Origin of the sequence: Billgrantia antri (genome assembly GCF_017868935.1) — a bacterium.
GTDB classification, from domain to species: Bacteria; Pseudomonadota; Gammaproteobacteria; order Pseudomonadales; family Halomonadaceae; genus Halomonas; species Halomonas antri.
Genome location: NZ_CP053383.1, coordinates 3,205,754 through 3,226,189 on the forward strand (window position 1 = coordinate 3,205,754; position 20,436 = coordinate 3,226,189).

Here is a 20,436-nt window from a genome sequence, read left to right on the forward strand (position 1 = left end):
GGCGCCGCCGGCCTTGCTGGGAAACGAGTCGTACCAGCTTTTACCACGCTGGAAGCATAGGAGGCTGGATGTCCCGCACCCTGATCCTCATCGGCTTGTGCATCGTCGCCATTGGCCTATTCTGGCCGTGGCTCTCCAAGCTGCCGCTTGGACAGCTGCCGGGAGACATCGCGATTCGCCGCGAGAACTTCTCGTTCTACTTCCCGATCACCACCATGATCCTGCTGAGCCTGCTCATTAGCGGGCTATTCTGGCTGTTCAACCGCTGAAGCATTTTCTTCCGGGGGCCGTCTCACGGGCAGCCAGAGAGTGAAGGTCGTGCCCTCCCCAGGCCGGCTAGCGACCTCGATTCGGCCCCCATGCTTCTGCACAATGCCGTAGGAGAGCGACAGGCCGAGACCGGTCCCCTGGCCAACCGGCTTGGTGGTAAAGAAGGGATCGAAGATCCGCGACTGCAGCTCGGCTGGAATGCCCGCCCCGTCATCGGCAAATGCGAGCCAGACCCGATCGCCTTCACAGCCGGTGCGAAGCGTGATGGTGCCGTGCTCTTCGATCGCCTGGGCCGCGTTGACCAGCAGGTTGAGAAAGACCTGGTTGAGCTGGGCCGGCACGCACTCGACCGCAGGCAGTTGGCCATACTCCCGCACGATAGAGGCTTTGTACTTGATCTCGTTGGCCGCCACGTTGAGTGTACTCTCGAGGCCCTGATGAAGATCGGCGAATTGCCAATCGGTGGCTCCGGTACGGGAAAAGTCGCGCAGGTCCTGAACGATGCGTCGTACGCGAGCCGTGCCGTCGATCGATTCGGCAATCAGCGCCCCCACGTCTTCGCGCAAGTAGTCCAACTCGAGCTCGGCCTTTAGCTGTGCGATCTGTCCGGAAGCCTCTGCCGTCATTGACGGCTCGACCGCCTCATAGAAGTCGACCAGGCGCAGCAGATCCTCGATGTATTGCCTCAGGGTGTTGAGATTGGAATTGACGAATCCGATGGGATTATTGATCTCATGGGCCACGCCCGCGGCAAGTTGGCCGATCGAAGCCAGCTTTTCCGATTGCAGCAGTTGATTATGCGCCTCCTCCAGCTTGCCAATAAGGATGCGCTGCTCCTCCCTCTCGCGCTCCAGCGCCACGAGGGCCTCGCGACGCTCGCGAATCTCCCGCGCCATGTCCTCCTGGGCCTGCTGCAGGGCACGGTTGATCTGTTCGTTCTCGCGCAGCGCCGCTTCAAGCTCCCTGGTTCGCGCCCGTACTTGGTCTTCCAGCATCACCGCGGTCTGGAAGAGACTGAAACCCGAGCCCCGGATGCTGGTGCTACGCTCGGCACGATCCATCAGGGCTTGCACCATCTTGTGCAGCTGCTCGGCCTCGATCTGTCGCGGCGGCACCGGCGGGGTCGCGACGGATCCCGGCTCTTGCCTCCCTTGCCAGGCGGGCGAGTTCCAGCCACTCGCCGAACCACGCATTTCACCGCGCGCGCCACCGCCAATGACGATGCCGGTCAGCGTCTGGTTCATGTGCACGCCACCGTATTGCTCGCCGTAGGTACTGAAGCCGACCGCGTTGTGGCGGCCAAGAACCGCCTCAACCGCTGACTTGGTATTCTTTTGCGTCACCTCGAGATTGCGCAAGATGCAGTCGCAGGCGAGAACGAGCTGGGGCGGGCCGAGCTCCTCGCGCAGCTGTGCCATCGTTGTCTCCAGGTCCGAGACCAGGTTCATTCCCTGAGCCACGCGCAGAACCAGCCCCTCGTCGATGGCACTGTAGAAGGTCAGGCTGCCGTCCGGCCCGGCCTTCTGTATCGAGCGAACGTAGTCGGTGCCATCGATCAGCACCACCACCGGTGCGGCGGCAAAATGGTGCGGCTCCAACTCTTCCACCGTGACGCCGATCAGCTCGGCATAGGCCTGGGCAGCAGGGATGCCATTGATCTCGTGGACGATCCGCTGCTCCGCATCGGCCCGGGTGACCACCAATCGCTCCTCCAGCGAGAGAAAGTGCTGGGTCTTGAACAGGCGAAACGGGAAGTCGGTGTTCAGCAGAGTCAGCACGGCGCTGTCCTGGTGGAAGGCGCCGTCATGGAAGACCCAGGTCTGGGCAAAGCACAGATCATCGCCAGCCGAACCGCCTACCAGTACGATATCGCCCATGGCTGTCTGCAGCGTGCGTGCGACCTGTTCTTCACGCACGGAGAGACCATCGACGAGAAGGAAACCAAAGCTGTTGGCACCGCTCGGCTTGGTCGCCCGGGCATCGAGGCGTTGCAAGAGGGCGTCGGTGAAGGTCTGGCCGCGAGCGATGCTGAACTGCTGGAGGGCTTCCAGCCGCCCGGTGACCGCCGTACAGCTGCCAGCCGGGAAACTGACACCGGCGAGCGTGTGGTCGAGGTAACCCAAGGGACCGATTTCACCCGCAGTCGTGCAACCCACCACCGGAATGTCGCCGAACAGCCGATTCATCTCGTCAGCCAGTGCGGCCAGGTCGTAGTGGCTGGAACAGAAGAACAGCACCAGCTCGGTATCGGGCTGAAGTAGCTCCTGATGTAACTCGCGAACGGCAGTGCGGGCATCCTCAGCGCGGGTCTGCATGCTGCGAATCCGGCTCATGGCTGCTTCCTTCATGGATCGTTTTAATCGTTATCGACCCCGGCCGCTGAAAGTTGAGGCCGCTACCCAACGAAAAAGGGCAGCCAACGTGGCTGCCCCTTGGCTTCCTATTTCAATCCGCTCAGTAGAATAGCCGCCGCAGCGCTTCGCCCGGTTCCTGCTCGCGCATGAAGGCCTCGCCGACCAGGAAGCCGTGCACGTCGTGCTCGCGCATGCGCAGCACGTCGGCCTGGGTATGAATGCCGGACTCCGTAACTACGGTGACCTCGGCAGGAAGGCGCGGAAGAAGCTCCAGTGTGGTCTCCAGGCGGGTCTCGAAGGTGTGCAGGTTACGGTTGTTGATGCCCACCAGGCCGATACCGAGCTTGAGCGCACGCTCGAGCTCCAGCGCGTCATGCACCTCGACCAGTACGTCCATGCCCAGAGCCGTCGCCTGCTGGTAGAGATCGGCCATCTGGCTATCGTCAAGCGCGGCGACGATCAGCAGGATGCAGTCGGCGCCGATGGCACGCGCCTCGCTGACCTGATAGCCGTGTACGATGAAGTCCTTGCGGATCACCGGCAGGTCACACGCCTCGCGGGCGGCAATGAGGAAGTCCTCGTGGCCCTGGAAAAAGTCGGCATCGGTCAGCACCGAAAGGCAGGCGGCACCGCCAGCGGCGTAACTCGCGGCAATCTCGGCGGGATTGAAGTCTTCGCGGATGACACCCTTGGAGGGCGAGGCCTTCTTGATCTCGGCGATCACTGCCGGGTCGCCCTCGGCAATGCGCCGGTCGAGGGCGGCGATGAAACCGCGTGGGGCGCTCTGGCGCTGGGCCAGCTCCAGCAGCTCGGCTTCGGACACGGCGCGGCTGCGCTCGGCCACTTCCTCGTCCTTGCGGGCCAGGATGCGGGTGAGAATGGTCGGGGCGTCCTTGGTTGGGCTCATGGTGCTGTCTCGGTGCGGGCGGCGCTGGCCGCGGATGAAGCCGGTAAGCGGCCCATCTTACCTAGCCCCGGCTCGAGTTGGAAAGTCACAGCCCCAAAGTCGTGCATTAAGGGCGAATACCACTTCAGCATGGCACCCATACAGGTGCCCATGCCAGAATCCGCCCATGGACACGTCTCCTTCCTTTATCGGCCCTTTCAGCAGCGACTGGCCCTGGGTGTCACCTTTGCCTGGCACCCGCCTGATCGCGGCGCGCTTCGACTCCGCGCTCTACGAAGCGCAGACAGGCACGGCGCCCCTTGCAGGTATCCCCCTTCCCTCCCGCCTGCGAGGTGCCATTGCCAAGCGGCGGGCAGAGTATGTCGCTGGGCGCCTTTGCGCCCAGCGAGCACTTTGGCTGCTGGACGGCCGTAGCGCCTGCCCCAGTATGAATGAGGATCGCTCACCCCGCTGGCCCATGGATTGCGTAGGCTCCCTCACTCACAGCGACGGCTGGGCCGCGGCGCTGGTCGCCCACCGGCAAGCCTACCTGGGGCTGGGCCTGGACGCCGAGCGACTGCTGGGTTCCGAGGAGGCCAGGCGGCTGGCCAGACGGGTGCTGACACCGAGGGAGGCCGCTCGTCTGGAACAGTGCGAACCATCACACGTAGCGCTGATGGTCGGCGCGACATTCTCCCTCAAGGAGAGCCTGTTCAAGGCCCTCTACCCCTTGGTGGGGCGGATGTTTCACTTTCAAGCCGCCGAGCTGGTGGCCTGGCACGGCCTCGGCGCCGTGCGCTTGCGCCTGCTGGAAGACTTGGGCAGCGGCTGGGCGGCAGGCCGGGAGATGTCAGGCATGGTCTGCCTGAGCGGCGGCAGACTCCTCAGCGTGGTAGCACTACCGGCTACCGATACGGCGTGAATCATGGCCTGAGCAAGCAAATCAGGTTGAGATATATTGCCAATCGCACCCGTCATGCATACGATAACGATTATCGTATGCATGGAGTGTAGGCCCAATGGCTTCAGTCGCACCGCGCCGACCGCATGTACTGGTTGTCGAGGACGACCGTACGCTGAACGGGCAAATCACCGGGCTACTGGAGAGCAAAGGATACCGGACTTGCCAATGCTTCGAGGGTGAAGGCGCGCTGCTCTCCGCGTTGGGCCAACATTTCGATCTCATACTGTTGGACGCCATGCTGCCGAAGCTGGACGGCTTCGCGGTGCTCGACCGGCTGCGCAAGACGCGCCAGACCCCGGTGATGATGCTCACCGCCCGCGGCGCGGAAGAGGAACGCATCCTGGGCTACCGCTGCGGCGCCGACGACTACGTGCCCAAGCCATTCGGCTTCACCGAGCTGCTGCTGCGCATCGAGGCCCTGCTGCGCCGCACGTTGGGAGTCACCGACCAGAGAGCCGACCCCGAAGAGCTGAAGGTAGGTCCGCTGAGACTCGGTCGTGCCAGCCTGGAAGTTCGCCACGACGGCATACCCGTCTCGCTGACCCCGATCCAGTTCCGCCTGCTATGGATGCTGTTACTTCACCAGGGCGAGGTGCTCAGCAAGCCCTATCTTTACCAGTTGGTGCTAGAACGCGAGTTCAGCCGCTATGACCGCAGCCTCGACATGCACCTTAGCCGGGTCCGGCGCAAGCTGGTAACGGCAGGAATGGCCGCCGACCGGTTGCAGACGGTACACGGCAAGGGGTACTGCTTCCTGTGACACGACGTCTGTTCTGGAAGCTGTGCGGTCCCCTCACGCTTGGCACCCTGGTCCTGGTCTGGGTAGTCACTTTCCTCGGCTCCGAAACCGAACAGAAGATGAGCTTCATCGCCGAGCCGCACCAGCAGACTCTGAATCAATGGGGAGCGACGGCCGAACGTCTGTATCGCACCGGCGACGAACAGGCCCTGGCCGAGTGGCTGGAGGCATTGCAAGTCCGTGAGAACACCTGGGCCGCCGTGGTGCGCTCGGACGTCCAACCCTTGGCGGGAAGCAGGTTGTCCGAGCAGTTTCAGGAGGGTTTCCGGCTGGGACGCCACGTGGAGTGGAAGATACATCTCTACTTCACCGAGAACCCCATCATGGATGTCACCTTCACCGACGGACAAACCCACTTTTTGGTGACCCTGCCCCAGCGCATGCGCCCCGGGACCTACCTGCCGGAGACCAAGCTGCTGCTCAAGGTGGCACTACCACTCGCCGTGCTGGTGCTGCTCGCGGTTGTGATCTACCGCCACCTGATGGGACCACTGCGCCAACTGGAGCTAGCCACACGCTCCTTCAGCGAGGGCAACCTGGGAGTGCGGGTACGCGCCCTGCTGGGCAAACGCAACGACGAGCTCACCGCTTTGGCGGAGACTTTCGACCGCATGGCCGAGCGCACCGGCGACCTCATTCTCACCCAGCGTCGGCTGATAGCAGATCTCTCTCACGAACTGCGCACCCCGCTGACCCGCATCGACATGGCGGTGAGCTGCGTGGAGGAAGGCATCGACACTCAGCACTTCCTGCCGCGTATCCGCCGCGAATGCCGCCTGATGCGCGACCTGGTGGAGGATGCCCTGACGCTGGCCTGGCTCGAGAACGAACAACCGAGCCTCGATCAGGACAGCCTGGACCTCACCGACCTGCTCGACAGCGTCATCGAAGATGTCCGCTACGAGTACCCCGATCATTGCCTGGAGAGCGACCTTCCCCCTCAGTCGGCGATCAGCGGAAGCAGTCATCGCGCCGTGGCCCAGGCAGTCGAGAACGTGATCCGTAACGCCTGCCACTATACCCCTGTCGGTGGCCACATCCGCATCGGCCTGTGGCCGGACGACGAGGGCTACCGGCTCACCGTCGACGACGAAGGTCCCGGCGTGGCGAGCGACCAGTTGGAACTCATCTTCACGCCTTTTTACCGCACCGACCAGGCCCGTGACGACCGCCCGGACGGCCATGGCCTGGGTCTGCCGCTGGCCCGCCGTCAGGTCGAGGCAGCCGGCGGTTGGGTTCGCGCCGAGAACCGCGTCACGCGTGGCCTGCGCATGACGTTGTGGTTCCCGGCGTCACGTCCGAAGCGGCCATGAAACGCACTTCGTAACAAATGTAAAAGCGGTTCACTTCGGCTTCGAGTTAAACAAGAATGCACTCCAAATAAGAACACTTATCACTCATAGGAGCGCAGAAAGAACTCATGAAACATGAATCGCACTTCAGCAACACTTGGGCTCGCAACCCATTGTGGCTGGCCATCGCCCTTATCAGCACCTCTACCACTGCCCTGGCCCAGAGCGATCCCCAGCAGCTCGACACGCTACAGGTTACCGCCGAGCGCACCAGCGAAAGCGACCGAAGCGTCGACGCGGACGCACTCGAACGACGCCAGGCTAGCGACCTTCAGGATATCTTTGCCGAGCTGCCTGACGTCGCCGTGGGTGGCGGCGCCCCGGCGGCCCAGAAGGTCTATGTGCGCGGCCTGGAAGACACCATGCTCAACGTGACCGTGGACGGCGCCACCCAGTCCGGCAATTTGTTTCACCATCAAGGGCGCCTGCTGGTCGAGCCCGAGCTGCTCAAGCAGGTCGATGTCGTGACTGGTGCCGGCGAGGCAACCAACGGCCCCGGCGCTCTGGGCGGTGCCATTCGCTTCGTGACCAAAGATCCCGAGGATCTACTGCGCCCGGGCCAGAACGTCGGCACACTGCTCAAAGGCGGCTATTTCAGCAATACCGATGGTTACAAGGCCTCCACCTCTCTCTACGGACGCTTGACCGACAACTGGAGCGCCCTGGCCACACTGACCCAGACCGACCACGGCGACTACCAGGACGCCGAAGGTGACACCCAGCCCTATACGGGCACCGAAAGGTTCACCGGCTTCGCCAAGCTGGTTGGCCAGCTCACCGACGAACAGCGGGTCCGGTTGAGCTACGAACGCAGCGAGGACGAAGCGTATCGCCTGCATCGACCCCACTGGCACCCCAGCGCACGCAACGCTCCCCTCGATCAGGAAGTGGTGCGCGAAACCGTGACCGGCCAGTACGGCTTCACCTCCGACACGAATGACTGGCTCGATCTGGACCTGACGCTCTACCACACCGAGGCATCGCTCGAGCATGTCGATGGTCCCTACGGTGACTATATCGGCGCCATGCAGAGCCACGGCGGCGACCTGCGCAATCGCAGCCAGATCGGCGACCTCACCCTGACCTACGGCGTCGACTACCGCAAGGACGAAGCCAGCCTGGGCAGCCCCCTCTACGGCACCGACCGGGAAGAGGGCAGCGTGGTGGGGCTCTACCTGCAGAACCACTATCAGCTGACCGACCGCCTGCGACTCAGTGCCGGCGCACGCCACGACTGGTTCGAGCTGGACGAGCACTTGACCGACAACAGCTTCAGCGAAGCCGGCTGGAGCCCCAACCTGGGCCTGCGCTTCGACGCCACCGAACAGCTTACCCTGCACGGCGGCTGGGCACGCGCCATTCGCGGCACCCACGTCAAGGAACTGTTCGTCCTCGATTACTATCGCAACGCGGAAGATCGCACAAAAGAAGTCGCCGACAACGTCGAGCTGGGCGCCACCTATCGCCAAGGCAACCTCTACCTGGCGGCGGAAGTGTTCGAGACGCGCATCGACAACGTGGTGGGCCAGGTCGAGCGTGGCGTGCTCGGCAACCTGGGCGAACTGAAGTCCCGCGGCTTCAACGCCAGGATCGGCTACGAGTGGGAGCGCCTGGACGCTTCGCTCGCCTATAGTCGGGCCCGGCCCGAGATCGACGGCGAGCCGCTCAGCGACGATGATATGGCCATCGGCACCAGCATTGGCGACACCTGGGTGGCCAACGTCAATTTCCAGGCGACCGACGCCATCGACCTGGGCTGGACCGGACGTTTCGCCGAGCGGCTGGCCCACGTCGCCGAAGACTACCCGCAGAAGGCCGGCTACGGGGTCAACGACCTCTACGCCAGCTGGCGGCCGCTGGACGGCGATGAGCTGACGCTGTCGCTGCGGGTCAACAACGTCTTCGACAAGCAGTATTTCGATCACGCCAGCTACGGCGATGCCGGCGACGTCGCTCACGGCCTGCCCGATCCCGGACGCGACATCCGCCTGAGTGCTACCTATCGCTTCTGATCGAGCAGAGCACAACGATAGCGTCGTAACGAGAAGGGGCGCCGCGTGGCGCCCCGATCATCACGAAACCAGCACACGAGTGAAGTCGGCCAGTTCCTTCATTTTCTCCAGCGGCAGCTTGGAGGCCTGGGCGTCCTGGGCCATCATCACTCCCTCCTTGAGGGTGTCGGCGATACCCGCGCAGTAGAGTGCCGCTCCGGCATTGAGGGCGACGATATCGGCCGCCGGTCCCTCACCTATCAGCGCCTCGCGTACCAGGCGCAGGCTGTCCTCGGCGCTGACGACCTTGAGCGGGGCCAGTTCCTGTCGCTCGATGCCGAAGTCTTCGGGCGCGATGGTATAGCAGCGAATCTCGCCGTCCTTGAGCTCCGCCACCTGGGTAGGAGCGTCCAGCGAAATCTCGTCCAGGCCGTCCTCGGCATGCACTACCATGACGTGGCGGCTGCCAAGCTGGCGCAGCACTTCGGCCATCAGCGGCACCAGCTCGGCAGAATAGACGCCCAGTACCTGATTGGGTGCGCCAGCAGGATTGGTCAACGGACCGAGGATGTTGAACAGGGTGCGTACGCCCATCTCGCGACGCGGGCCAATGGCGAAACGCATGGCGGGATGGTGGTTGGGAGCAAACATGAAGCCGACCCCCACCTGCTCGATGCAGCGTGCGACCTGCTCCGGCTTGAGGTCCAGCTGGATGCCAGCCATGTCGAACAGGTCAGCGCTGCCGGAAGACGAGGAGACACTGCGGTTGCCATGCTTGGCCACGTGGGCACCGGCCGCCGCGGCGACGAAGCTCGAGGCGGTCGAGACGTTGAACAGGTTGGCGCCATCGCCACCGGTGCCGACGATGTCCACCACATTCTCGGCCACCAAGTGCACTCGTTTCATCAGCTCGCGCATGACCTGGGCAGCGGCACCGATCTCCTCGGCGGTCTCCCCCTTCATGGCCAGACCGACCAGCAGGCCGCCAATCTGGGCATCGGTGGCCTCCCCGGTCATGATCTGCTGCATCACCGAGTGGGTGTCGTCGAAGCTCAGGTTATCGTGGCGCATCACCGCGGCGATGGCTTCTCGCATCTGCATGGACAGAAACTCCTCTCTCTTGCGGTTCAGCGGCGCTTCAGGAAATTGGCCAGCAGCTCGTGCCCCTGACGGGTCAGTATCGATTCCGGATGGAACTGCACGCCCTCGATGTCCAGCTCGCGATGACGCAGACCCATGACCAAGCCAGGCGTCACATCATCTTCATCGGTCCAGGCGGTAACTTCCAGGCAGCTGGGCAGGGTCTCGGCCTCCACCACCAGGGAGTGGTAACGGGTGACCTCGAGCGGATCCTCGAGGCCGGCAAAAACGCCCTGGCCGGTATGGCGAATCCGCGAGGTCTTGCCATGCATCACCTGAGGCGCCCGCACCACCTTGCCGCCATACACCTGGCCGATGGCCTGATGACCCAGGCAGATGCCGAGAATCGGCAGGCGTCCGGCAAAATGTTCGATGGCGGCCAATGAAATCCCCGCCTCGTTGGGAGTACAGGGGCCCGGCGAGATCACCAGGTGGCTCGGCGCCAGCGCTTCGATCTGGGCCAGCGTGATGGCGTCGTTACGGTAGGTCGCCACCTCGGCTCCCAGCTCTCCCAAATACTGCACCACATTGAAGGTGAAGCTGTCGTAGTTGTCGATCATCAGCACGGACATGGCGTAAGGTCCCGTTCAATCTCTGCATTGTTTCGTAGGCTCGGCCAGCCGTGCAGGGCCTGCTTCGGACACAAAAAAGCCGCCCCAACGGCGGCATTTTCTTCAGTCGTCAGCGTGCCGCCCCCTCGCTCAGGAGCGCCACCACTGGATCATGTTCGGCATGTAGGCGTTTGCGTTCATGTCGCAATAGTGCCGTCGTAGCCGCGTGGCTGTCAACGCACGATGGCGGCGAGGCACACCGCAGACGAGCTGGTCGGGCCGCTGGCCAGCCTAGGTTCCAGTCTCTATCATCGGGGCACGTGCGCTACGTAAAAAGGAGATTGACGATGCGCTTTATCCGCCGTGCCTGTACCTGGCTGGCTCTCCCCCTCGCTGCCATGGTCGGCGGCGTTTCAGTCGCAGCCGCCAATCCCAAGGTTGTCGCCAGCTTTTCGATCCTTGGCGATCTGGTCAATCAGGTCGGCGGTAACGATATCGAACTGGTCGTGCTGGCGCCTGCTGGTGCCGAAGTGCACGACTGGGAGCTGACACCGGACAGTTTCATCGCGCTGGAAGATGCCGACCTCATCTTCTACAACGGTTACCAGTTGGAACAGTGGATGCGCCAGGTCCACGCTACCGTAGGCAACCGGGCACCGCTGGTGGCCCTCGCCGAGGCATCGGAGTATTCGACCCAGCCGATCATCACCGGTGAACATACTGGCGAGCCCGATCCTCATCTCTGGATGGACCCGCGTGCCGTGGCGGCCTACCTCCAGGTCATCGCTGATCATCTCGCCGAGTTGCACCCGCCGGCTGCCGATAGCTTCCAAGCCAGAGCCAGTGCCGCCAAGGAGAAGCTCGCCGCGCTGCATGAGGAACTGGACAATATCCTGGCGCAGATCCCCGAAGAGCAGCGGGTCCTGATCACTACCGAAGCGGCCTTCGTCTACTTCGCCGAGGCCTACGGCTTTCGCCATGACGGCATCTGGGGCAGTAACGCCGAGACGGCGGGCTCGCCTCCTCAGGCCAAGCGCATAGCGGACCTGATCGAAGCGCTGCAGCCGGCTGCCATATTCTGGGAAAGCACCCTGTCGGACCGCGACATTCAGAGACTTACCACCGATAAGGCCATCCCCGCTGTCGCCGGACCGCTCTACGTCGATTCGCTCAGCGAAGCCGATGGCGACGCCTCCAATTACGTGGCCTTGATGCGCCACAATGCCAACCTGATCCGCAGCGCCCTGATGCAGGAAGAGGAAACCGGTCAGGAGAGCGTGGACAGCCAAGAGCGGGAAGGCAGCGCGGACAGCGAGTAAAAGCTCGCTTGCCTCAGGTGAGACGAATTCGCCTTCGATGCGCCAGCCTGCCTCCACCGAGAGAGCGGCCGCCCGGCACTAGGAGGCGCCGGCGGCCAAAGCTCCCTAGAGGTTGTCCAGCCCCTTCTCGGCCATCGCCACGGCGCGGAAGATGGCGCGCCCCTTGTTGAGGGTCTCCTGCCACTCGAGCTCGGGCACCGAGTCGGCGACCACGCCGGCGCCGGCCTGAACGTGCAGCTCGCCATCCTTGATCACCGCGGTGCGGATGGCGATGGCGGTGTCCATGTTGCCGTGCCAGGAGAGATACCCCACCGCGCCGGAATAGATGCCTCGCTTGACCGGTTCCAGCTCGTCGATGATCTCCAGCGCGCGGATCTTGGGTGCACCGGAAAGCGTGCCGGCCGGAAAGGTGGCGCGCAGCACGTCCATGGCGGACAGCCCCGGCTTCAGCCTACCGGTGACGTTAGAGACGATGTGCATGACGTGGGAGTAGCGTTCGACGGCCATCTGGTCGGTCACCTGCACCGACCCCGTTTCGCTGATGCGCCCCACGTCGTTGCGCCCCAGGTCGATCAGCATGAGGTGCTCGGCGATCTCCTTGGGATCGGCCAGCAGCTCGGCCTCGAGCGCGCGGTCCTCCTCCTCGGTCTTGCCGCGCACCCGGGTGCCGGCGATCGGGCGCACGGTGACCTCGCCCTCCTCCAGCCGCGTGAGGATCTCGGGAGACGACCCCACCACATGATGGTCGTCCAGGTTGAAGAAGAACATGTAGGGCGAGGGGTTGAGGCTGCGCAGCGCGCGGTACAGATCGAGCGGCGAGGCCTGGTAGGGGATCGACATGCGCTGCGAAGGCACGCACTGCATCACGTCGCCAGCCAGCACGTACTCTTTGATCTTCTCCACCGCGGCCTTGAAACCAGCCTCGGTGAAACCTGAGGTGAAGTGCCCCTCCTCCACCGCGCTGCGCCCGGTGCCGGGACTGGCGGCCTGCACGCCGGCGCTGCGCAGGCGCCGCTCCAGGCTCTCGAGGCGCGCCACCGCCGTGGCAAAGGCGTCCGGGATGGTCGGATCGGCATGGGTCCATAGCGTCAGCCGCCCCGAGAGGTTGTCGAAGACCACCAGCTCGTCGCAGACCATCAGCAGAATGTCCGGCACGCCGAGCGGGTCGGGTTTCTCGACGCCCCGCAGGCGCGGTTCGATGTAGCGGATGGTATCGTAGCCGAAGTAGCCCACCAGGCCGCCGTCGAAGCGCGGCTGGTCGTCGAGGTCGGGCACGCGGAAACGCGCCTGGAACTGCTCGATCCAGCTCAGTGGGTCCTCCACCTCCACGCGCTCGAGGCATTCACCTTGGCGAAAGCGGCTGACAGTGAAGCCGCGCACTTCGATGCGCTCCTGGCACGGCAGCCCGATGATCGAGTAGCGTCCCCACTTCTCGCCGCCCTGTACCGATTCGAGCAGGAAGGTCCAGGGTTCGTCGGCCAGCTTGAGATAGGTCGAAAGCGGCGTATCGAGATCGGCCAGGACCTCGCGGGTGACCGGAATACGGTTATAGCCGGCCTCGGCCAGCGCATGGAAACGTTCGGAAGTCATCATGACCGGTTCCTCGGTGTTACGACAGGGACGCAAGGGAAAAGAACGGAGTTAATGCTCTAGCGAGCGTCACCATCGCCAGCCGGCAGGCTCTGCAGCGAACGGCACCGTCGAGGTGGCAGCCAGGAGAAGGCGACCACGTGCAGAGGAGGGGTCATGCAGCATCATGCTGTCCATCGAAGCGTGTCCCGCAGGATAGGCAAACGGAATGAATCCGAGGTCATTGATAGGGTTCGAAAATCGACCCTAAACGAGTTCCGCCAGTGAATCAACCAGCGCATCGGGCCGGCTGTAGCGGACCGGCTCGCCGTGGTTGTAGCCATAGGAAACCGCCAGGGTGCGAAAACCGGCGGCGCGCCCTGCCGCCACGTCGTGACGCGAATCCCCCACCATTAGGCATTGCGAAGGCGGCAGGCCGAATTGCGCCGCCACGTGCAGCAGCGGCGCCGGATCAGGCTTCTTCTGCGGCAGGCTGTCGCCGCCCAGGCAGAGTGCGAAATCGTGCTCGATTCCGAACTGGGTCAGGATCGGTCGAATGAAGGCGAACGGCTTGTTGGTGACCAGCGTCAGGACCCAACCGCCGTCACGCAGGCCATCCAGCGCTTCGCTCACGCCGGGATAGAGCCGTGTGCGCGAGCCGGGATCGCGTCCGTAACATTCGAGAAAGGCCTCGTGGGCACGCCCTAGCAGCGCCTCATCGGGAGGCGCGTTTCGGGCAAAGGCCAGCGCGCGCTCGACGAGCTTCAGCGAACCGTTCCCCACCCAGTCACGCACCCGTGCCTCACCTGCCGCAGGCAGACCGAGCTCGCTCAGACTGGTATCTACCGCCACCGCCAGGTCGGGCACGGAATCGACCAGGGTGCCATCCAGATCGAAGCTGATCAGGCGAATACCGTTCAAGATGGGATGCATGGTGCCTCCTCGTGGCCCTGCCGTTCCTTTAGCCAGATCCGTTTGCGTGCAGCCGAGAGACGCTTGATCGCGGCCTCGAGCCGCAGCGCGGCGCCGTGACTGCCCACCCGCTCCTGATGCACCAGCACCAATGGCCCGCGCCCGCGCAGAGCCTTGGCCCCACGACCGGCTTCGTGCTGCGTCAAACGCCGTGCGACATCGGTGGTGATGCCGGTATAGAGCCTCCCCTGTCGAGTTTCGACCATATAGAGGAACCACTCGGGTGATGGGTGCTGCATCGCTGTCGACCTATGCCGTCGCCAGTTGCTTGCGAAACGCGCGAATGACGCTGTCGTAGCGGTTCGGGTCACTGTCGCTGCCCGCCTTGAATACCGCCGAGCCGGCAACGAAGGTATCGGCCCCGGCCCGGGCGATCTCAGCAATGTTGTCGACCTTTACCCCGCCATCGATCTCGAGGCGAATATCGAGACCCGACGCATCGATGCGACGTCGCGCCTCACGCAGCTTGTCGAGCGTTCCCGGAATGAAGGACTGGCCACCGAAGCCTGGATTGACGCTCATCAGCAGGATCATGTCGACCTTGTCCATGACGTAATCGAGGTAGGAGAGAGGCGTGGCGGGATTGAACACCAGCCCAGCCTTGCAGCCACCGCTGCGGATCAGCTGCAGCGAACGGTCTATGTGTTCGGAGGCCTCCGGATGGAAGGTAATGTAGCTGGCTCCGGCATCGATGAAGTCGCCGATCAGCCGGTCCACCGGCTTGACCATCAGGTGCGCGTCGATGGGGGCAGTGACCCCGTGCTTGCGCAGCGCCTCGCAGACCATGGGGCCGATGGTCAGGTTGGGGACGTAGTGGTTATCCATGACGTCGAAGTGGACGATGTCGGCCCCGGCGGCCAGTACGTTGTCCACCTCCTCACCCAACCGGGCGAAATCGGCGGAGAGAATGGAAGGGGCTATCAGGAAATCGCGGTTCGCGTCGCTCATTGGGTCAACCAGTCATCGCACGGAAATAAGGCCGCTATGTTAACAGACCCGCTTGTTTCGCGAGCGGAGACGGACATGTTTCGTCAATGAAGCATATAGATAAAAAGAATAAGAGCGGAGATTGTAATTCCACATCAGCAATCATACTCTTGCTAACAAAGTTCCATTTGCCGGAGACACCAATGCGACTTACCTCTCTTCGCCGCACGCTTCTCGCCGCCGCCTTGGGCATTGGTCTGGCGACGCCGGCGCTCGCCGCCGAGCGCGAGCTGCTCAACTCTTCGTACGATATCGCCCGCGAACTGTTCAGCGCGATCAATCCCGAGTTCATCGCCCACTGGCAGGCGGAAAACGGCGAGGAGGTCGAGATCCAGCAGTCCCATGGCGGCTCCTCGGCCCAGGCTCGCGCGATTCTCCAGGGACTGCGTGCCGACGTGGTCACCTACAATCAGGTCACCGACGTACAGGTGCTGGCCGATGCGGGCCTGGTCGCCGAGGACTGGCAGCAGCAGTTGCCCAACAACGCTTCGCCCTACTACTCCACTACCGCCTTCCTCGTTCGCAAGGACAACCCCAAGGGCATCGAGAGCTGGGACGACCTGGTAGAAGAAGGCGTGCAGATCGTCTTTCCCAACCCCAAGACGTCGGGCAACGGTCGCTATACCTACCTGGCCGCCTGGGGCTTCGCCGACCAGGAATACGAGGGCGATGAAGAGCGGGTCCACGACTTCATGCGCACCTTCCTGCGCAACGTGGCGGTGTTCGACACCGGCGGCCGTGGCGCCACCACCAGCTTCATCGAGCGCGGTATCGGTGACGTGCTGATCAGCTTCGAGTCCGAGGTCAACAACATTCGCCAGGAGTACGGCAGCGACGACTATGAAGTCATCGTGCCGCCGGTCAGCATCCTGGCCGAATTCCCGGTGGCGGTCGTCGAGTCCAATGCCGAACGCAACGGCAACCAGGACCTGGCCCAGGCTTACCTGGAGTATCTCTACAGCGAGGAAGCGCAGCGCATGCTGGCCGGCTTCAACTACCGTGTGCATCACGAAGCGGTAGTGGAGGAATTCGCCGAGAACTTCCCCGCAACCGAGCTGCTCACCGTCGAGGAAATCGGTGGAAGCTGGGACGAAGTGATGGACACGCACTTCGGCAGCGGCGGCCTCCTCGACCAGCTGCAGCGCCGCTGATGGCAGCAGCTGAGACACACGCCAAGAGCGAGGTTTCATGAGCACTCGGTCCTTCGCCATCGGTCTCGGCAGCACCCCCAAGCGGGTGCTGCCGGGTTTCGGCTTGTCGCTCGGCATCAGCCTGACCTTCGTCTCGCTGATGCTGCTGCTGCCCATGACCGGGCTGTTCGGCCAACTGGCGGGGCTGAGCCTGGCCGAATACTGGACGATCATCACCAACGACCGGGTGGTGGCAAGCTACATGGTGACCATCGGCGCCGCCGCCGTGGCGGCCATCGTCAATGCCGCCTTCGGCCTGCTGCTGGCCTGGGTGCTGGTACGCTACGAGTTTCCCGGCAGGCGCCTGCTCGATGCGCTGATGGACCTGCCCTTCGCGCTGCCTACCGCGGTGGCCGGCATCACCCTGGCCACCCTCTACGCCAGCAACGGCTGGATGGGGCGGCTGCTCGAGCCGCTGGGGCTGCAGGTGGCCTATACCTGGGTCGGCATTGCCCTGGCCATGGCCTTCACCAGTATCCCCTTCGTGGTACGCACGGTGCAGCCGGTACTCGAGGACATGCCCCACGAGATGGACGAGGCTGCACTGACGCTGGGCGCTTCGGACATCACCGGTTTTCGCCGGGTGATCCTGCCGCACCTGTGGCCGGCCCTGGTAACCGGTACCGGGCTCGCTTTCGTTCGTTCGCTGGGCGAGTTCGGCGCGATCATCTTCATTGCCGGCAACATGCCCTACGAGACCGAGATCACCGCGCTGATGATCTTCGTGCGGCTGCAGGAGTACGACTATGCCGGCGCCTCGGCCATCGCCTCGGTGGTGCTGTTCGCCTCGCTTGCGCTGCTGCTCGTCATCAATATCTGGCAAGGCCGCTTCATCAAGCGCCTGCATGGAGGACACGGCTGATGCAACGGATCGGTGACGCTCCCGCTGTCAGGCGCCTCTTGATCACGGCCGCCGTGCTGCTGGCGGCGCTGTTCCTGCTGCTGCCGCTGGTGGCGATCTTCGCCCAGGCCTTTGCCCGGGGCGTCGATGTGTTCTGGGCCAACATCACCAACACCTATACCCTGGCGGCGATCCAGCTGACGTTGGTCATCGCCGTGCTGACGATCCCCGTGTGCCTGGTATTCGGCGTCGCCCTGGCCTGGCTGGTGACCCGTTTCCGCTTTCCGGGGCGGCGCATCCTGCAGACACTGATCGATATTCCTTTCGCTGTCTCACCCGTAGTGGCAGGGCTGGTCTACCTGCTGCTGTATGGCCGCACCGGCTGGCTCGGCAGCTGGCTGGATGGACACGACATCCAACTGATGTTCGCCTGGCCCGGCATCCTGATGGTCACGATCTTCGTCACCTGCCCCTTCGTGGCCCGTGAGTTGATTCCGTTGATGCAGGCCCAGGGCTCGCGCGAGGAGGAGGCCGCGGTCACCCTGGGCGCCCCCGGCTGGACCATCTTTCGTCGGGTGACGCTGCCCAACATCCGCTGGGCACTGCTCTACGGCGTGATCCTGACCAACGCCAGGGCGGTGGGCGAATTCGGCGCCGTCTCCGTGGTCTCAGGCGCCATTCGTGGCCAGACCAACACCCTGCCGCTGCACCTGGAGCAGCTCTATCAGGACTACAATACCGTGGGCGCCTTCGCCAGCGCATCGCTGCTGGCCCTCATCGCCCTGCTCACGCTGGTCGCCAAGGCCAGCCTGGAATGGCGCGCCGCGCGCCGGGAGGATCACGCATGAGCATCCGCCTTCATGCCATCGGCAAGCACTTCGGCAGGACCCAGGCGCTGGAGCCGGTCGACCTGGACATCGCAGAAGGCGAACTGGTCGGCTTGCTTGGCCCCTCCGGCTCCGGCAAGACCACGCTGCTGCGCATCATCGCCGGACTGGAAACGGCTGACCGCGAGCCCGGGGGGCGTATCCTGTTCGGCGAGCGCGACGTGACCCACCTGCACGTGCGCGATCGGCGCATCGGCTTCGTGTTCCAGCACTACGCCCTGTTCCGCCACATGACAGTGTTCGATAACGTGGCCTTCGGCCTTACCGTGATGCCGCGCAAGAGCCGCCCCTCGAGCGGCGAGATCCGCAGCCGAGTGCACCGCCTGCTGGAGATGGTCAAGCTCGAGCACATGGCCCAGCGCTACCCGGCCCAACTCTCCGGCGGTCAGCAGCAGCGCGTCTCGCTGGCTCGCGCCCTGGCCCTGCGCCCCGACGTGCTGTTGCTCGACGAGCCCTTCGGTGCGCTCGACGCCAAGGTGCGCCAGGAGCTGCGCCGCTGGTTGCGCCATCTGCACGACGAGCTCAACTTCACCAGCCTGTTCGTGACCCACGACCAGGAGGAGGCGCTGGAGCTCTCCGATCGCGTGGTGGTGATGAGCGATGGCCGCATCGAGCAGATCGACACGCCCGACGTACTCTATCGACGCCCCGCCAACCGCTTCGTGTTCGAATTCCTGGGTGACGTCAATCACCTGGAGGGCAGCGTACGCAACGGCGTGCTGACCTGCGGAGACGCCAGGCTGGCCGTGGACCTTGCCGACGGACCGGAAGAGTTGCTGCTGCGCCCCCATGAGGTGGAGCTGGCAGAGAAGCCTGCCGCTCATGCTCACATGCCAGTCACCGTGACCGCGATCTCGCCGGTAGGCGCCGAAGTGCGCGTGGAGCTGGCAGCCGACTGGCTGGGCGAGCCGTGGCTGGCAACGATTCGCCACGCCGACTACGAGCGACTGGCACTCGCTCGCGGCGTACGCCTCTATGCCCTGCCCCGGCGCTGGCATCGCTTTCCCGCCGAGCGAGACCATCAGCCATCGAAAACGGTAGCGACCACGAGTTGAGCGAGCGATCGGCTACGCCTGACCCGCTGTGCCCTCCGGCCGCTGCGTCCACAGCATCAGGGTTTCGCTTTCACCGCTGTGCGGGTCCAATCGCTCCTCAACGGCCCGAAAGCCCAGCCGGCGGTAGAAGGAGACGGCGCGCACGTTGCGCGAGTAGACGCACAGGGTAATGCGCTGCCGCTTGCCCATGGCGTGGGCCATCAGGTGGGTGCCGTGGCCGAAGCTCTGCAGCTCGGGATCGATGAACAGCGCTTCAAGATGGTCGCCGTTGAGCGCGGCGAAGCCTATGGCGCGACCGGCCACCTCCAGCACATAGGTTTCCGCCCCGGGCAGATAGATACGCGCCATGTCGTCGGCACGCTCATGCCAGAATGTCGCGGGTATGAAATCATGGGCCAACTGCGAAGCCCGCAGCCAGATGTCGACGAGCTGCGGTATGTCCTCGGCAACGGCAGGACGAATCATGAAGCATCTCCCTCACTTGAGAGAGCCAGTGTAACCGCTTCCATTGTCCCGAGTGTAACGCTGTCGTCATCCAGCGCACGGCGATATACTGCGCAAGTGCCTGAATCCAGTGAATGGAGGTGCCCAATAAAACATCGGGTACCAAACGTTCCGGGCCATGATCTACCCAGCAGACGACTTCCGGGAGGGAGAATGAACCGACGTCATGTCCTGCGTGCCGCAGCCGTGCTGTTTGCCACCGCCCTGCTGGCCGGCTGCGCCAGCCCCCACTATCTGCAGCTGAACCCCCAGCGTAGCGTCTCGGTGCCGCAGGCCGGAAATGGCCAGGCCGTGACGGTGGCCGCCGTGGATCAACGCGAGGACGATGTGGTCGGCACTCGAACCGGCAGCGCCATGTCTACCGCGGTGATCACGGTCAGCGCTCACGAACTGGTACCGAACCTGCAGCGCGAAGCCGAGCGCGCCGTGCGCGACATGGGTTTCTCGCCGACCACTCAGCCCGGCAACGACCGCCCTAGCCTGACGCTAACGCTGCAGCATCTCGGCTACGAGCGTGGCGACAGCCAGCCGGTCATCGACGAAGCTCGCCTTGAAGCCGTGCTCGAGGTCAAGGTGACCAACCAGGGCACCACCTATACCGGCACCTACACCTCGCGACGCACGCAGAGCTACGCCCTGCGCCCCGGCCGGGACGCCAACCGACGCATGCTCAACGACCTGATCGCCGACGCCCTGGACCGTGCCTTCAGCGACCCGGAACTGGCCCGACTGCTGGCCCGCTGAGACTCTCGGCTCTTCAGCGTAGTGGGACCAGGCAATGCTGGACGCCCCGTCCGGTGTATTT

The 20,436-nt window shown here is 63.9% G+C and carries 20 protein-coding genes; 11 read left to right on the top strand and 9 right to left on the bottom strand.

All coding sequences use genetic code 11. The features are described 5' to 3' along the window. The first annotated feature begins 68 nt into the window (after positions 1 to 68). The gene (locus HNO53_RS14890; RefSeq protein ID WP_209473378.1) at positions 69 to 269 is read left to right on the top strand and encodes a DUF2905 domain-containing protein; all 201 of its coding nucleotides are present in this window, start codon (positions 69 to 71) and stop codon (positions 267 to 269) included. Here HNO53_RS14890 and nosP read toward each other — a convergent pair. After that, positions 246 to 2,603, bottom strand: coding sequence for a nitric oxide-sensing protein NosP (nosP, locus tag HNO53_RS21505; RefSeq protein ID WP_242597435.1), 2,358 nt, complete (start codon positions 2,601 to 2,603; stop codon positions 246 to 248). The two genes, HNO53_RS14890 and nosP, sit on opposite strands and share 24 nt — an antisense overlap. Positions 2,604 to 2,724: 121 nt before the next feature. Beyond that, on the bottom strand, positions 2,725 to 3,531 hold the full coding sequence (trpC, locus tag HNO53_RS14900; protein ID WP_209473380.1) for an indole-3-glycerol phosphate synthase TrpC: 807 nt from the start codon (positions 3,529 to 3,531) through the stop codon (positions 2,725 to 2,727). 166 nt (positions 3,532 to 3,697) lie between these two features. On the opposite strand from trpC, the gene HNO53_RS14905 reads away from it, so the two are divergent. The 4 genes from HNO53_RS14905 to HNO53_RS14920 all read left to right on the top strand — a co-directional run bounded on the left by HNO53_RS14905 (position 3,698) and on the right by HNO53_RS14920 (position 8,637). Beyond that, positions 3,698 to 4,432 carry a 4'-phosphopantetheinyl transferase family protein gene (locus HNO53_RS14905; protein WP_209473382.1) on the top strand — a complete coding sequence of 245 codons (735 nt, stop codon included), beginning with the start codon at positions 3,698 to 3,700 and terminating at the stop codon, positions 4,430 to 4,432. A gap of 97 nt (positions 4,433 to 4,529) precedes the next feature. After that, positions 4,530 to 5,234, top strand: coding sequence for a response regulator transcription factor (locus tag HNO53_RS14910; protein ID WP_209473384.1), 705 nt, complete (start codon positions 4,530 to 4,532; stop codon positions 5,232 to 5,234). Continuing rightward, positions 5,231 to 6,586: a sensor histidine kinase gene (locus HNO53_RS14915; RefSeq protein ID WP_209473386.1), complete on the top strand. Its 1,356-nt coding sequence runs from the start codon at positions 5,231 to 5,233 to the stop codon at positions 6,584 to 6,586. Before HNO53_RS14910 ends, HNO53_RS14915 begins: the two co-directional genes overlap by 4 nt. Positions 6,587 to 6,693: 107 nt before the next feature. Then, positions 6,694 to 8,637, top strand: a complete 1,944-nt coding sequence (locus tag HNO53_RS14920) for a TonB-dependent receptor domain-containing protein (RefSeq protein ID WP_209473388.1) — start codon at positions 6,694 to 6,696, stop codon at positions 8,635 to 8,637. Positions 8,638 to 8,697: 60 nt separating this feature from the next. Here HNO53_RS14920 and trpD read toward each other — a convergent pair whose 3' ends face one another. Both trpD and HNO53_RS14930 read right to left on the bottom strand, forming a co-directional pair. Next, entirely contained in the window at positions 8,698 to 9,717 is a 1,020-nt protein-coding gene (gene trpD, locus HNO53_RS14925) for an anthranilate phosphoribosyltransferase (protein WP_209473391.1), read from the bottom strand. 26 nt (positions 9,718 to 9,743) lie between these two features. Continuing rightward, positions 9,744 to 10,328 (bottom strand): anthranilate synthase component II, encoded by a 585-nt coding sequence (locus HNO53_RS14930; protein WP_209473393.1) that lies wholly within the window; start codon positions 10,326 to 10,328, stop codon positions 9,744 to 9,746. Between the two features lie 326 nt (positions 10,329 to 10,654). On the opposite strand from HNO53_RS14930, the gene HNO53_RS14935 reads away from it, so the two are divergent. Beyond that, complete coding sequence (locus HNO53_RS14935; protein ID WP_209473395.1) at positions 10,655 to 11,626, top strand: metal ABC transporter solute-binding protein, Zn/Mn family; 972 nt, start codon at positions 10,655 to 10,657, stop codon at positions 11,624 to 11,626. A 105-nt stretch (positions 11,627 to 11,731) separates the two neighbouring features. On the opposite strand, the gene trpE is transcribed toward HNO53_RS14935, so the two are convergent. The 4 genes from trpE to rpe form a co-directional block, all read right to left on the bottom strand. Beyond that, positions 11,732 to 13,216, bottom strand: coding sequence for an anthranilate synthase component I (gene trpE, locus HNO53_RS14940; RefSeq protein WP_209478664.1), 1,485 nt, complete (start codon positions 13,214 to 13,216; stop codon positions 11,732 to 11,734). Between the two features lie 246 nt (positions 13,217 to 13,462). Beyond that, entirely contained in the window at positions 13,463 to 14,128 is a 666-nt protein-coding gene (locus HNO53_RS14945) for a phosphoglycolate phosphatase (protein ID WP_209473397.1), read from the bottom strand. Then, positions 14,113 to 14,406 (bottom strand): GIY-YIG nuclease family protein, encoded by a 294-nt coding sequence (locus HNO53_RS14950; RefSeq protein WP_242597436.1) that lies wholly within the window; start codon positions 14,404 to 14,406, stop codon positions 14,113 to 14,115. Before HNO53_RS14950 ends, HNO53_RS14945 begins: the two co-directional genes overlap by 16 nt. Positions 14,407 to 14,416: 10 nt before the next feature. After that, positions 14,417 to 15,115 carry a ribulose-phosphate 3-epimerase gene (rpe, locus tag HNO53_RS14955; RefSeq protein ID WP_209473399.1) on the bottom strand — a complete coding sequence of 233 codons (699 nt, stop codon included), beginning with the start codon at positions 15,113 to 15,115 and terminating at the stop codon, positions 14,417 to 14,419. A 182-nt stretch (positions 15,116 to 15,297) separates the two neighbouring features. Between rpe and cysP the strand changes: the two genes are divergently transcribed. From cysP to HNO53_RS14975, 4 genes are read left to right on the top strand one after another with little or no spacing between them, the layout of a single operon-like run. Continuing rightward, positions 15,298 to 16,305: a thiosulfate ABC transporter substrate-binding protein CysP gene (gene cysP / locus HNO53_RS14960; RefSeq protein WP_209473401.1), complete on the top strand. Its 1,008-nt coding sequence runs from the start codon at positions 15,298 to 15,300 to the stop codon at positions 16,303 to 16,305. A 37-nt stretch (positions 16,306 to 16,342) separates the two neighbouring features. Continuing rightward, positions 16,343 to 17,206 carry a sulfate ABC transporter permease subunit CysT gene (gene cysT / locus HNO53_RS14965; RefSeq protein ID WP_209473403.1) on the top strand — a complete coding sequence of 288 codons (864 nt, stop codon included), beginning with the start codon at positions 16,343 to 16,345 and terminating at the stop codon, positions 17,204 to 17,206. Then, positions 17,206 to 18,033, top strand: coding sequence for a sulfate ABC transporter permease subunit CysW (cysW, locus tag HNO53_RS14970; protein ID WP_209473405.1), 828 nt, complete (start codon positions 17,206 to 17,208; stop codon positions 18,031 to 18,033). The genes cysT and cysW overlap by 1 nt, the downstream gene beginning before the upstream one ends. Then, positions 18,030 to 19,127, top strand: a complete 1,098-nt coding sequence (locus tag HNO53_RS14975; protein WP_209473408.1) for a sulfate/molybdate ABC transporter ATP-binding protein — start codon at positions 18,030 to 18,032, stop codon at positions 19,125 to 19,127. The genes cysW and HNO53_RS14975 overlap by 4 nt, the downstream gene beginning before the upstream one ends. Before the next feature lie 12 nt (positions 19,128 to 19,139). On the opposite strand, the gene HNO53_RS14980 is transcribed toward HNO53_RS14975, so the two are convergent. Next, positions 19,140 to 19,592: a GNAT family N-acetyltransferase gene (locus HNO53_RS14980; RefSeq protein ID WP_209473410.1), complete on the bottom strand. Its 453-nt coding sequence runs from the start codon at positions 19,590 to 19,592 to the stop codon at positions 19,140 to 19,142. Between the two features lie 192 nt (positions 19,593 to 19,784). Here HNO53_RS14980 and HNO53_RS14985 point away from each other — a divergent pair, with 192 nt between their 5' ends. Further along, positions 19,785 to 20,375 (top strand): YajG family lipoprotein, encoded by a 591-nt coding sequence (locus HNO53_RS14985; RefSeq protein ID WP_209473411.1) that lies wholly within the window; start codon positions 19,785 to 19,787, stop codon positions 20,373 to 20,375. Positions 20,376 to 20,436: the final 61 nt, after the last annotated feature.